This is a genomic window from Herbaspirillum chlorophenolicum (assembly GCF_001189955.1).
Lineage (GTDB): Bacteria > Pseudomonadota > Gammaproteobacteria > Burkholderiales > Burkholderiaceae_D > Herbaspirillum > Herbaspirillum chlorophenolicum.
This window is the reverse complement of sequence record NZ_LFLT01000007.1, coordinates 1-12,855: the sequence shown is the minus strand read 5'-3', so window position 1 is coordinate 12,855 and position 12,855 is coordinate 1. Positions and strand designations below refer to the sequence as shown.

At 62.6% G+C, this 12,855-nt stretch carries 13 protein-coding genes and 1 riboswitch; of the genes, 2 read left to right on the top strand and 11 right to left on the bottom strand.

The window, feature by feature from the left end; all coding sequences use genetic code 11:
• The first annotated feature begins 167 nt into the window (after window positions 1-167).
• Together AKL28_RS06435 and AKL28_RS06430 are read left to right on the top strand one after the other, a co-directional pair.
• Window positions 168-1,385, top strand: a complete 1,218-nt coding sequence (locus AKL28_RS06435) for an MFS transporter (protein ID WP_050467281.1) — start codon at window positions 168-170, stop codon at window positions 1,383-1,385.
• Between the two features lie 246 nt (window positions 1,386-1,631).
• Window positions 1,632-2,126: a Dps family protein gene (locus AKL28_RS06430; RefSeq protein WP_050467280.1), complete on the top strand. Its 495-nt coding sequence runs from the start codon at window positions 1,632-1,634 to the stop codon at window positions 2,124-2,126.
• A gap of 76 nt (window positions 2,127-2,202) precedes the next feature.
• Here the strand turns inward: AKL28_RS06430 and thiE are convergent, their stop codons facing one another.
• From thiE to AKL28_RS06375, 11 genes are all read right to left on the bottom strand, one after another.
• Entirely contained in the window at window positions 2,203-2,835 is a 633-nt protein-coding gene (thiE, locus tag AKL28_RS06425; protein ID WP_050467279.1) for a thiamine phosphate synthase, read from the bottom strand.
• A 16-nt stretch (window positions 2,836-2,851) separates the two neighbouring features.
• Complete coding sequence (gene thiD, locus AKL28_RS06420) at window positions 2,852-3,676, bottom strand: bifunctional hydroxymethylpyrimidine kinase/phosphomethylpyrimidine kinase (RefSeq protein ID WP_050467278.1); 825 nt, start codon at window positions 3,674-3,676, stop codon at window positions 2,852-2,854.
• 1 nt (window position 3,677) lies between these two features.
• Window positions 3,678-4,487: a thiazole synthase gene (locus AKL28_RS06415; protein WP_050467277.1), complete on the bottom strand. Its 810-nt coding sequence runs from the start codon at window positions 4,485-4,487 to the stop codon at window positions 3,678-3,680.
• Between the two features lie 68 nt (window positions 4,488-4,555).
• On the bottom strand, window positions 4,556-4,756 hold the full coding sequence (gene thiS / locus AKL28_RS06410) for a sulfur carrier protein ThiS (protein WP_050467276.1): 201 nt from the start codon (window positions 4,754-4,756) through the stop codon (window positions 4,556-4,558).
• Between the two features lie 8 nt (window positions 4,757-4,764).
• Entirely contained in the window at window positions 4,765-6,678 is a 1,914-nt protein-coding gene (gene thiC, locus AKL28_RS06405; protein ID WP_050467275.1) for a phosphomethylpyrimidine synthase ThiC, read from the bottom strand.
• Window positions 6,679-6,755: 77 nt separating this feature from the next.
• Window positions 6,756-6,860: riboswitch (TPP riboswitch) on the bottom strand.
• Window positions 6,861-7,027: 167 nt separating this feature from the next.
• Entirely contained in the window at window positions 7,028-8,290 is a 1,263-nt protein-coding gene (locus AKL28_RS06400) for a TRAP transporter large permease (protein ID WP_050467274.1), read from the bottom strand.
• Complete coding sequence (locus AKL28_RS06395) at window positions 8,287-8,826, bottom strand: TRAP transporter small permease (RefSeq protein WP_050467273.1); 540 nt, start codon at window positions 8,824-8,826, stop codon at window positions 8,287-8,289. Before AKL28_RS06395 ends, AKL28_RS06400 begins: the two co-directional genes overlap by 4 nt.
• Window positions 8,827-8,839: 13 nt before the next feature.
• Window positions 8,840-9,829: a TRAP transporter substrate-binding protein gene (locus AKL28_RS06390; protein WP_050467272.1), complete on the bottom strand. Its 990-nt coding sequence runs from the start codon at window positions 9,827-9,829 to the stop codon at window positions 8,840-8,842.
• 146 nt (window positions 9,830-9,975) lie between these two features.
• A complete protein-coding gene (locus AKL28_RS06385) occupies window positions 9,976-11,016 on the bottom strand; it encodes a transketolase family protein (protein WP_050467271.1) in 1,041 nt (346 codons plus the stop codon).
• A complete protein-coding gene (locus AKL28_RS06380; protein ID WP_050467270.1) occupies window positions 11,013-11,852 on the bottom strand; it encodes a transketolase in 840 nt (279 codons plus the stop codon). The genes AKL28_RS06385 and AKL28_RS06380 overlap by 4 nt, the downstream gene beginning before the upstream one ends.
• Window positions 11,853-11,861: 9 nt before the next feature.
• Window positions 11,862-12,611: an SDR family NAD(P)-dependent oxidoreductase gene (locus tag AKL28_RS06375; RefSeq protein WP_050467269.1), complete on the bottom strand. Its 750-nt coding sequence runs from the start codon at window positions 12,609-12,611 to the stop codon at window positions 11,862-11,864.
• Window positions 12,612-12,855 lie beyond the last annotated feature (244 nt).

Genomic DNA, 12,855 nt, shown 5'->3' with positions numbered 1-12,855 from the left:
ATCGCCTGCATCACACCTTGCCAGATTGCCATCGTCGCGCAAAAGCGACTAAAAATCCGAAAAGTCTTTGCTGTCCTGCAGCATTTTTCCCGGAGGAGTAAAATTCGGGACAGCTGTTCACGCGCACATCCGTGCCTGCAGCGTCCACATTCCGAACTCCCCCCATCATGTCCGACGATTCATGTAGTCCCAGTCCTGTGCCGGCGCGTCCGCTGACGCCGGCCAAGGTCACCACGCAGATCCTTTCCACCGCCTTCTTCACGTTCCTGGTATATCTGGCCATCGGCATCCCGATGGCGGTGCTGCCGGGCTACATCCACCTCGACCTCGGCTACAGCTCGGTGATCGCCGGGCTGGGCATCAGCGTCCAGTATTTCGCCACCTTCATCAGCCGCGCCAACGCCGGCCGCATGATCGACACCGTCGGCGCCAAGCAGACCGTGATGCGCGGCATGCTGCTGTGTACCGCCAGCGGCGGCCTGCTGTTCCTGGCGGCGCTGGCGCAATCGCTGCCCTTCCTCAGCCTGATGCTGTTGTTCGCCAGTCGCGCCTTGCTGGGCCTGGGCGAGAGCCTGGTCGGCACCGGCGCTATCATGTGGGGCATCGGCCGCGTCGGCGCCGACAATACTGCCAAGATGATTTCCTGGAACGGCATCGCCACCTACGCTGCGCTGGCCATCGGCGCGCCGCTGGGCGTGGTGCTGGACCGCTCGCTGGGATTCGCCGTCATCGGCCTGGTGGGCGCGGCGCTGACCGTGACCGGCTACGTGCTGGCGCGCGGCGGCCCGAACGTGCCGGTGGTACTCGGCGAAAAACTGTCGTTCAAGCTGGTGCTGCGCCGCGTGTTTGCCTACGGCCTCGGCCTGGCGTTCGGCACCATCGGCTTCGGTTCCATCGCCACCTTCATCACGCTGTACTACGCCGACCACCAATGGGGCAACGCGGCCTTCGCACTGACCGCCTTCTCCACGGCCTTCGTCGGCGCGCGCCTGCTGTTCGCCAATGCCATCAACCGTTTCGGCGGCTACCGTGTGGCCATCGTCTGCTTCCTCACCGAAGCGGTCGGCCTGTTGCTGCTGTGGGTCGCCAGCGCGCCGGAAGTGGCGATGCTGGGCGCGGCGCTGACCGGCTTCGGCTTCGCGCTGGTGTTCCCTTCGCTGGGCGTGGAAGCGGTCAACCTGGTGCCGGCCGCCAACCGCGGCGCGGCGCTGGCGGCCTACTCGGTGTTCCTCGACCTGGCGCTGGGCTTCACCGGGCCGCTGGCCGGCCTGATCGTGGGCCAGCTCGGCTATCCGCAAGTGTTCCTGTTCGCCGCCATTGCCGCCATCGGTGCGGTGGCCTTGTCGCTGTCGCTCTACCGCAGCGCGCAGCAGCGCAACGGATAACGGTCCAAGCCTGATCCAGCACAAGCCGCACGGATACAGGCGGGCAAAACGATGGGGCCGATAGCAAGCTTGCTATCGGCCCCATTGTCATTTTCATCCACTATTTTTATTGAAATACGGAACACTTGCCCCATCTCTTCTATCAATACAATCGCATCGAAAACTGTCCGCGTGCGTGATTTGCAATAAAATCGCCATGTTGTTTTCACCTGCTGACGAAAAACCAAACACCTGAAGGAGCGAAAAATGGCAAAGAAGAATGTTGCTGCAACATCGATCAACATCGGCATCAGCGATAAAGACCGCAAGAAGATCGCCGACGGCCTGTCGAAGCTGCTGGCCGACAGCTACACGCTCTACCTGAAGACCCACAACTTCCACTGGAACGTTACCGGCCCGATGTTCAACACCCTGCACCTGATGTTCGAAGGCCAGTACACCGAACTGGCTGCCGCGGTCGACCTGATTGCCGAACGCATTCGCGCACTGGGCTATCCGGCCCCGGGTTCGTACAAGGATTTCGCCAAGCTGTCGTCCATCCCTGAAGCCGAGGGCGTGCCGTCCGCGCAAGAGATGATCGCCCAACTGGTAGCCGGCCAGGAAGCCGTGACCCGCACTGCGCGTTCGATCTTCCCGGCCGTCGATGCCGCCGCCGACGAACCGACCGCCGACCTGCTGACCCAGCGCATGCAACTGCACGAAAAGAACGCATGGATGCTGCGCAGCCTGCTGGAAGGCTGATCACTGCTGCACCATGAAAAAATGCCGCCCGGTTCGCCGGGCGGCATTTTTTTCTGCCTGTCATTTCTGCGCAAACTTAGCGATACAAGTCGGCCAGCTGGCGCGTCTTGCGCTCGCCCTGCGGCACCAGGTAGACACTGCTGATCACCGCCACCATATCCGCCCCCTGCGCCACCAGCGGCGGCGCATTCTCCAGCGTGATGCCACCGATCACCACCACCGGCAACGGGATCTCGCGCTTGGACTGGGCAATGATGTCGGGCGCGGTACGAAAGTCATATTTCTTCACCCGCGAAGGATAGAAGCCGCCGAAGGCCACATAGCTGGCGCCGTCGCGGTATGCCGCATGCGCCAGTTCCAGCGTGCCGTAGCAGGAAGCGCCGACGATCTTGTCCGGCCCTACTGCTTTGCGCACCTCGGCGATGGATGAGTCGGTGCCGCCGACGTGGATGCCGTCGGCATCGATCTCCAGGCACAAGTCGACGTGATCGTTGATGATCAGCGGCGCCTTGTATTGCCGGCATAGCCCCAGGAGCGCCTCGGCCTGCTCGCGCCGGCGCTGCGGGGCGGCCGTCTTGTGGCGGTACTGCACCAGCGCCGTACCGTTCTGCAGCGCCAGCTCGGTGGCGGCCAGCAGTTGCGCGGTATCGTCCCAGTCGGGGGTGACGATGTAGAGGCCGCGCAGATGGTTGGAATACTCGGGTTTCATGTCGTGCTCCTGCCGCTCAATGCGCGGTGTCGAATAAGGCGATGCGGTTCGGGATACGCTGCCCGGCCGCGATAGCATAAGAGGTGGATAAGGCGTGCTGCGTGTAGCGCTGGGCCAGGTCGATCGCTTCGCGCATGGCCAATCCGCGCGCCAGGCAGGCCGACAGCGCTGCAGCCAGCGTGCAGCCGCTGCCGTGGAATTCATCCGGCAGGCGAGTCCAGCGCCAATTGGCGCTTTCCCCCGCATCCGGCTGGCCGGCATACCAGCGGTTGACCACATCCTCCTGCTGCGCACCGTGGCCTCCCTTGAGCAGCACGTGCTGGCATCCCCGGCGCATCAATTCCCGGGCCTGCTGCAGCGCCGGCACGTCGCCGCACAGGCGCTGCGCCTCGTTGAGGTTGGGCGTGATGACGGTGGCCAGCGCATACAAGGGCTCGATCACGCGCGCGGCATCGTCCTTCGAAAGATTGTCCCCTTTGCCGTTGGCCAGCACCGGATCGAGCACGACCGGCAGCGCCGGATTCTTCGCACGCAACTGGCCGATCAGCGCCGCGATCGTTTCGGCGTTTTCGCGGCTGCCGGCGATGCCGAGCTTGACCGCGGCGATGTCAAAACGGTCGATCAGCACCTGGGCCTGGTGGCGCACCAGTTCCGGATCGAGCGCATGCACCGCGAACACGCTGACGTTGTCCTGCACCGTCAGCGCGGTCGGCACCGACAGCGGATGGCAGCCGAGCGCGCTGATGGCGGGGATATCCGCCTGCATGCCGGCGCCGCCGCTGGGGTCGGAACCGGAAAACACCAGCACGCAGGGTGGCGCAAGACGATAGCTGGCCGCCATATCAGGCCACGCGTCCGGCCATCGGCGAGGATGGCGATGCGTTGAACTTTCGCGGGATGCGGCCCGAGAGGAAGGCTTCACGTCCCGCCTCCACCGCCAGCTTCATCGCGCGCGCCATGCGGATGGGGTCGCGCGCGCCGGCAATCGCGCTGTTCATCAGCACGCCGTCGCAGCCCAACTCCATTGCGATGGCCGCGTCCGATGCCGTGCCCACACCGGCATCGACCAGTACCGGCACCCTGGCCTGCTCGATGATCAGCGACAGGTTCCACGGGTTGAGGATGCCCATGCCGGAACCGATCAGCGAGGCCAGCGGCATCACCGCCGCCACGCCCAGGTCTTCCAGCATGCGCGCCTGGATCGGGTCGTCGCTGCAATACACCATCACGTCGAAGCCGTCCTTGACCAGGGCCTCGGCTGCCTTGAGCGTCTCCGGCATGTTGGGGAACAGCGTCTTCTCGTCGCCCAGCACTTCCAGCTTCACCAGCTTGTGCCCGCCCAGCAGTTCGCGCGCCAGTTGCAGCGTGTAGACCGCATCCTGTGCGTTATAACAGCCGGCGGTGTTGGGCAGGATGGTGAATTCCGAGGGCGGCACCACGTCCAGCAGGCTGGGGGCGTTGGGGTCCTGGCCGATGTTGACGCGGCGGATCGCCACGGTGATGATCTCGGCGCCGCTGGCGATGGTTGCCTCGCTCGTCTCGTTCAGGTCCTTGTACTTGCCGCTGCCTACCAGAAGACGCGAGCGGTAGGTTTTTCCGGCGATGGTCAGGCCCGCGTCCTGTGCCAGCGCGGGCGTGTCGTTCATGTTCATTTCAAATCCTTTCTTGTGGGGCGATGAATGCCGCCGGGTCCCGGCTTTCGTCAGGACGACGCGGTAGCTCAGCCGCCTCCGATTGCCCTTACCACATCGACCTTGTCGGTCTCCGCCAGCAAACGCTGCGCCCATTGCTGCGCAGGCACCACTTGCCGGTTGACCGCCACCGCCACCGCCTTCCCGGAAAGCTCCAGCGAAGCAACCAACTGCTCCAGCGTAAAGCCATCCGGCAAGGGATGCGGCTTGCCGTTCAGTTCGATCTGCATGGCAAGGCTCATTGCTTCGAATAGATCTCGGCGCCCATCTTCACGAACTCGACCGACTTCACTTCCATGCCCTGCTTGAGCGCGGCAATCTCGGAGATGCCTTCCTTGGCGGCGTAATCGCGTACCTCCTGCGTGATCTTCATCGAGCAGAAATGCGGGCCACACATCGAGCAGAAGTGCGCCACCTTGGCCGAGTCCTTGGGCAGGGTCTCGTCGTGGAATTCGCGCGCCTTGTCCGGGTCCAGGCCGATGTTGAACTGGTCTTCCCAGCGGAACTCGAAACGCGCCTTCGACAAGGCGTTGTCGCGGATCTGCGCGCCCGGATGGCCCTTGGCCAGGTCGGCGGCATGCGCGGCGATCTTGTAGGTGATGATGCCGTCCTTCACGTCCACCTTGTTGGGCAAGCCCAGGTGTTCCTTCGGTGTGACGTAGCACAGCATGGCAGTGCCGTACCAGCCGATCTGCGCGGCGCCGATGCCGGAGGTGATGTGGTCGTAGCCGGGTGCGATGTCGGTAGTCAAAGGCCCCAGCGTGTAGAACGGCGCCTCGTGGCACTGTTCAAGCTGCAGGTCCATGTTTTCCTTGATCAGGTGCATCGGCACGTGGCCGGGGCCTTCGATCATCACCTGCACGTCATGCTTCCACGCAATTTGGGTCAGTTCGCCAAGCGTCTTGAGTTCGCCCAGTTGCGCTTCATCGTTGGCATCGTAGATCGAACCCGGACGCAAACCGTCGCCGAGGCTGAAGCTGACATCGTAGGCCTTCATGATCTCGCAGATGTCTTCGAAGTGTTCGTACAGGAAGGATTCCTTGTGATGCGCCAGGCACCACTTGGCCATGATGGAGCCGCCGCGCGAGACGATGCCGGTCATGCGCTTGGCGGTCAGCGGCACGTATTGCAGGCGCACGCCGGCGTGGATGGTGAAATAGTCCACGCCCTGCTCGGCCTGTTCGATCAGCGTGTCGCGGAAGATTTCCCATGTCAGGTCTTCAGCCTTGCCGTTGACCTTTTCCAATGCCTGGTAGATCGGCACGGTACCGATCGGCACCGGCGAATTGCGGATGATCCACTCGCGCGTCTCGTGGATGTTCTTGCCGGTGGACAGGTCCATCACATTGTCGCCGCCCCAGCGGATGGCCCAGGTCATCTTCTCGACTTCTTCCCCGATGGATGAGGTCACCGCCGAGTTGCCGATGTTGGCGTTGATCTTCACCAGGAAGTTGCGGCCGATGATCATCGGCTCGACCTCGGGGTGGTTGATGTTGGCGGGGATGATGGCGCGGCCGCGCGCCACTTCGTCGCGCACGAACTCGGGTGTGATCTCGGCGGGAATCGAAGCGCCGAAGGACTGGCCGGGATGCTGGCGCCCCATCAGGTCGGACAGCTTGGCGCCCATCGGGCCGGAGGCCCGCAACTGTTCCAGGTATTCCTTGCGGCGCAGGTTTTCACGGATGGAGATGAATTCCATCTCGGGCGTGATGATGCCTTTGCGCGCGTAGTGCATTTGGGAGACGTTGCCACCGGCCTTGGCGCGGCGCGGCTTGCGGTGCAGGTTGAAGCGCAGCTCCGCCAGCGCCGGATCGTTCAGGCGCTGCTGGCCGTATTCGGAGGTCGGGCCGTCCAGCTCTTCGGTATCGTTGCGCTCGAGAATCCAGGGCAGGCGCGGCGTGGAAAGGCCGGTGCGGATGTCGATCTTGACGTCCGGGTCGGTGTAGGGACCGGAGGTGTCGTAGACGTAGATCGGTGGGTTCTTTTCCGAACCGAACATGGCCGGCGTGTCGGCCTGGCTGATCTCGCGCATGGGCACGCGGATGTCCGGGCGAGAGCCGGTCACGTAGATCTTGCGGGAATTCGGAAGAGGTTGAATCGCTGCCTCGTCGACGGTTGCAGTCGCGGACAGAAACTTCGGGTTGGCATTCATTTTGGCTCCTTTGCGGTTGGCTTGGAGCCAGCAAAGGAGGATTCGGAAAGGGACGTACTGCGTGGTGAAGTGCAATACGGGTAGTTCCGGCGCTTCCCTTCGCTGGCATTACCCAGATCAGGTTCAAGGGTATTTCTCACCCGTTTGCCATTCGATGGCATTCAGGACCCCTAGCATTTGTTTCTCTTACTTCGTTCGGTTTCAAACGTCGTGGGCCGGATTCTACACCCATAATCGGCACGCGAACGCATCATCCTTCATCAAAATGATGCGTTGCATCGCGTCATTCCGTATTTGCAACATAGGCAAAAAAGGCCGGCAAATGCCGGCCTCTGCATGCTGTTGCCGCCTACAGTCTCAAGGTCAATGCCGGGATATAGCTCATCAGGCCGAGTACGATCAAGGCCACCGCATAGAACGGCAACAATTCACGCACGGTCCCGCCGATGCTGGTTTTCGCCAGCATGCTGCCGATGAACAGCGTGGTGCCGACCGGTGGCGTATATAAGCCAATGGCCAGGTTGACCACCATGATGATGCCCAGTTGCGTCAGGTCGATGCCGTAGGTTTGCGCCAGCGGCACGAACAGCGGCGCCAGCAACAAAATCGCCGCCGGCAGGTCGATGAACATGCCGACCACCAGCATCACGCCGTTCATCAACAGCAGCACCGTTGTCGCCGTATGGAAATTGCCCTTGGCCCAATCGATGAAACGCTCCGGTATCTGCTCCAGCGTCAGCACCCAGCCAGCCGCCGTGGAGGCCATGATCAGCAGCATCACCACACCGGTTGCCACGCCGGCAAAAATCATCGCACGCTTGACCCGGTCCCAGGACAGGTCGCGGTAAATGAAAGCCGACGCCAGCAAGGAATAGGTCACTGCAATCGTGCTGATTTCAGTCGGCGTGGCCACGCCGAAACGCAAGGCGATCAGGATGAACACCGGCAGCATCAGGGCCGGTGCGGCATAGATGCCGCGCCTGAACATCAGGCCCCATGCCACCGGTTTCTTCTCGTAGGGAAACCCGCGCAGCCTGGCGCTGATATTGCAGACCATCAGGAAACCCACTGCCAGCAGCAAGCCCGGCAAGATACCGGCGAAGAACAATCCGCCGATCGACGCGTTCGACATCAAGGCATACAGGATCAAGGGAATCGACGGCGGTATCAGGATATCGATGGTCGATGCCGCGGCGATCGTGGCACCGCAAAAGGCTGGGGGATACCCCATCTTCTTTTGCCAGGGCACCAGTACCGAACCCAGCGCCGTGGCGTCGGCCACGGCCGAGCCGGACACGCCGCCGAACAGCGTCGAACCCAGCACGCTGACCTGCGCATGCCCGCCGCGAAAACGCCCCACCAGATCGGTCGCGAAGTCGATCAGGTATTGCCCCAGCTTGCCGTTCATCATCAGGTCCCCGGCCATCACGAAGAACGGAATCGCGATCAGCGGAAAACTCTGCGTCGGCGCGAACAATTGCTGGATGATGGCAAACAGCGGCAAATGATCGGACGACATGATGCCCAGCGTGGAGCCGACCACCAGTGCATGCGCCACCGGAAACGACAATGCCAGCAGCAAGGCGAAAATCAAGGCCATGATCAGGCTCATACCACCCCCGGGCCAGCTTCGGCCAGATTGACATGCACCGCTTCACCGGCCAGCAAATGGCGCACGATAGCCGCCACGCTGCAGACGCCGACCAGCCCCAGGCCCACTGCCAGCGCGCCATAGCCGACACTGCCCGGCACATGCAGGATGGTGCTTAGCTCATCGTGGGCGATGACGGCGCTCTGGAACGCGTACCACGCCAGCCAGAGATACGTACTCGCGGTCACGGCATGGATCAGCAGGGTCAAGCGGATGCGCCATTCGGCATTGAGCGAATTGAGCAGCAACTGCGTGGCAACGTGCGCGCCTTGCAAGGCCGCCTGTGCGATACCGGCCATGACGAATACCGGGAACAGCAGCGCCACCAGTTCGGAAGAGGCATTGACGCTGGTTTCCATGCCATAGCGCAAAATTACCGTGAGGGTCAGGATGGCCAGCAGGCACAGGCCGGTGCTCAGCAACATGAAGTGGCAGAGCCGTTCGATATTTTTTTCCGTCGCATTGGCGGCGGATATGCAGAGTTCTTTCCAGCTCATGATCGATCCTCCCTTACCGGACGGTGCTGCGCAGCGTCCGGACGAAATCGCCAAATGGTTTTTTCTCCCAGTTGTCCCAGACTACCTTGGTGGCAGCCTTGAACGGCGCCAGGTCGGGGCTGTTGACTTGCACGGAAGGATTGCTCTTGTATTCGGCCAGCAGCTTCTCGTCCGAATCGGCCACCAGCTTGCGCTGGAACACAGTCGCTTCCGCCGCGGCCTCGCGCACCAGTTTGCGGTCGGCATCGGACAGGCGCTTCCAGGTGATCGCGCTCATCAGCACCGGCGTCGACTCGTACTTGTGGTTGGTCATCGACATATATTTCTGCACCTCATGCAGCTTGGACGAATGGATATTGGCCAGCGGATTTTCCTGCCCGTCGACCACGCCCTGCTGCAAGGCGATATACAGTTCGGAAAAATTGATCTGCTGCGTGCTGGCGCCCATGGCCTGGAACATATCGACCGTCACCGGATCGGCGGGCGTGCGTATCTTCAGGCCCTTGAGGTCGTCAGGCTTGGCGATCGGATGCTTGCTGTTGGTGGTCTGGCGAATGCCGTTGTCGAACCAGGCGATCAGAACCATGTTCTTGGCCTCGAACCGTTTGGCCAGGTCCTGGCCTATCGGTCCATCCAGCAGCGCCCATGCCTGCTGCAGATTGGCAAACAGGAACGGCATGCCCAACGCCGCCAGCTCCGGCACCACCGACGACATCGGCCCCTGGGAGTTGGCGCTCATGTCCAGCGTTCCGGTTCTGAGCGCGGAAATCATGGTCAGGTCCTCGCCCAGCTGCGCGGCGCCGGCGACTTGCACCGTGATGCGGCCGTTGCTTTTGGCTTTCACCAACTCGGCGAATTTGAGCGTGCCTTCGGCTTTCGGATTGCCGGGCGCGGCATTGTGGCCGAGCGTCAGCTTGATTGGTGTTTGCGCGGCTGCCTGCGCGGCCAAGCCGAAGGTCAGCGCGGCCAGCATTGCCGAAATGCATGGGAATAATTTTTTCATGTCTGTCTCCTCTGGGTGTATGCGGCTTTGCACCGGACGACGCGATGGCCCTGACCGGCTTGCCGCTTTTTTGAAATCAACGCCGCGCTGTCACGCAGGCGATTGTCTGCCGTCCTCCTTTCCTGTCGATGCCATCATCATTGGACTCACAACCAAGACTTGATATCGCCCGCCATCACCGCCGCCGAAATGCGATAGCGATCGTGCAGCGTCGGCAAGGCGCCGGCATCGAGGAAGGCATCCGGCAAACCGATCTGGCGGAAAGCCAGCGGCCGCACGTTGGCGCGCATCAGCACGCCGGCCACGGCCTCGCCGAGACCGCCGACGACCGAATGGTTTTCCGCGACGACGACCATGCGGCCGCTCTTTGCCGCTTCCCTGCGGATGGTTTCCTCATCGAGCGGCTTGATGGTCGGCACGTGCAGCACACCGACGTCGACGCTGTCCTTTTGCAGCAGCTTGGCCGCTTCCAGCGCGCGCATGGTCATCAGGCCGGTGGAGATGATCAGCACGTCGCGGCCGTCGCGAATCATCTTGGCACGGCCCAGTTCGAACTTGTAGTTGTATTCATCCAGCACCGCCGGCACGTTGCCGCGCAGCAGGCGCATGTAAACCGGCCCCTGATGCGCGGCAATCTGCGGCACCGCCTGTTCGATGTCGAGTGCGTCGCAGGGATCGACCACGGTCAGGTTGGGCATGGCGCGGAAAATCGCTAGGTCGTCGGTGGCCTGGTGGCTCGGGCCGTAACCGGTGGTCAGCCCCGGCAAGGCGGCGACGATCTTGACGTTGAGGCTTTCTTCCGCAATCGCCATGCAGATAAAGTCATAGGCGCGGCGCGAGGCGAACACTGCATAGGTGGTGGCAAACGGCACCATGCCTTCGCGCGCCATGCCGGCTGCCGCGCCCATCAGCAACTGCTCGGCCATGCCCATTTCATAGAAACGGTCAGGGTGTTCCTTGGCGAAGATGTGCAGGTCGGTGTATTTGGCCAGATCGGCGGTCATGCCGACGATGTCGGCGCGCACGTTGGCCAGCTCGGCCAGCGCATGACCGAACGGCGCCGGGCGCGTGGCCTGCCCTTCCGCCGCCAGCGAAGCGATCATGGCCGAGGTGGTCAGGCGCGGCTTGGCCGGCGCATCTGTTTTTGCTTCAATGGCTGCACTGGATTTTTTCACGGCTTGATTCATGCTTCGCTCCCGACATAAAGCGTATCGAGCGCCAGTTGCCACTCATCGGGGTCGACACGGATAAAGTGATTCTTCTCTCGCCCTTCGAGGAAAGGCACGCCCTTGCACATCTTGGTGTCGCAAATAATCACGCGCGGCTTGTCTTCTGCCAGTACGCGCGCACGGTCAAATGCCGCAACCACTTCCTTGAGATTGTTGCCGTCCACACGCTGCACATACCAGCCGAAGGCTTCCCATTTGTCCGCCAGCGGTTCGAAGTTGAGCACGCTCCTGGACGGGCCGTCGGCCTGCTGGTTATTGACATCGACGATGGCGATCAGGTTGCCCAGCTTCCAGTGTGCTGCCGACATCGCCGCTTCCCAGGTTGCTCCTTCGTCGAGTTCGCCGTCCGACAGCAGGTTGTAGACGAAAGAAGAAGATTTCTTGCGCTTCAATCCAAGCGACATGCCGACCGCGACCGTCAAGCCTTGCCCGAGCGAGCCGCCGGTGATTTCCATGCCGGGCGTATAGGCCGCCATGCCCGACATCGGCAGGCGGCTGTCGTCGCCGCCGTAGGTTTCCAGTTCCTCTTCCGGCAAGACGCCGGCCTCGATCAGCACCGCGTACAGGGCGATGGCGTAATGCCCGATCGACAGCAGGAAACGGTCGCGTTCTTCCCAATGCGGATCGTCCGGCTTGTAACGCAGCGCACGGAAGTAAGCCACTGCGAGGACATCGGCAATGCCGAGCGCCTGCGCGATGTAGCCCTGGCCTTGTACCTCGCCCATGCGCAGCGCTTTCTTGCGGATGCGGTAGGCGCGTTCGGCGAGGGTCAGATTTTTTTCAGTTGTGCTCATGATGGGCTCCTAGTGGATCAGCATGCCGCCGTTCACATCCAGCGTGACGCCGGTGAGATACGACGACAGGTCGCTGGCCAGGAACAGGCAGCTGTTGGCCACGTCCTGCGCCTCGCCCAGGCGATTGAGCGGGATGCCTTTGAGGATCTCGGTCTTCATCTGCTCGGTCAGCTTGCCGCCGGTGATGTCGGTCAGGATCAGGCCGGGCGTGAGCGAGTTGACGCGGATGTTGTCCGGCCCCAGCTCGCGCGCCATCGCACGCGCCAGCCCCAGCACCCCGGCCTTGGCGGCCGAATAGTGCGGGCCGCCGAAGATGCCGCCGCCACGCTGCGCCGAGACCGACGACAGGCAAACGATCGAGCCGCTCCTGCGCGAGCGCATATGCGGGATCAGCGCCTGGCTCATGTACAGCGTGCCGCGCAACGAGACGTCGGTGACGGCCTCGTAGTTTTCCGGGCCGATATCCATGATCTTCAGCGGCTGCGTGATGCCGGCATTGTTGACGAGGATGTCGACATGGCCGAGGCGCTTGATCACTTCCTTCGCCGCGCGTTCGCAGTCGCCCCTGGCGGTGACGTTGCAGGCCAGGCCGATGTGGCCCGGGCCGATGTCGGCGGCTGCCGCTGCAGCTGCGCCTTCGTCGAGGTCGAGGATGGCGACGCGGCCGCCCTGCTGCGCGAACAGGCGCGCCACCGCTTTGCCGATGCCGCGCGCGGAAGCCGCGCCGGTGATCACGGCGATCTTGTCTTTGAGTAACACGGTTGTCTCCTGGTGTTGTTTTATTCGGCCTCTCCAGTTAGGCAGCGCTGAATAAGTCCCCCGCGCGTGTCGCATCCCCGGATTGGGCGGTCTGCGGCGTTGCAAATCCTCGCCGGGCCGCCAGCCCGGCTGTGGTTTGCGCCTTGCAGCCCATCCCAATCCGGGGCGCGCCACATCGCGGGGGACTTATTCAGCGCTGCCTTAGATTTCTTCGATGGCTGGAGCAGCGGAGGCAGTATTTCAT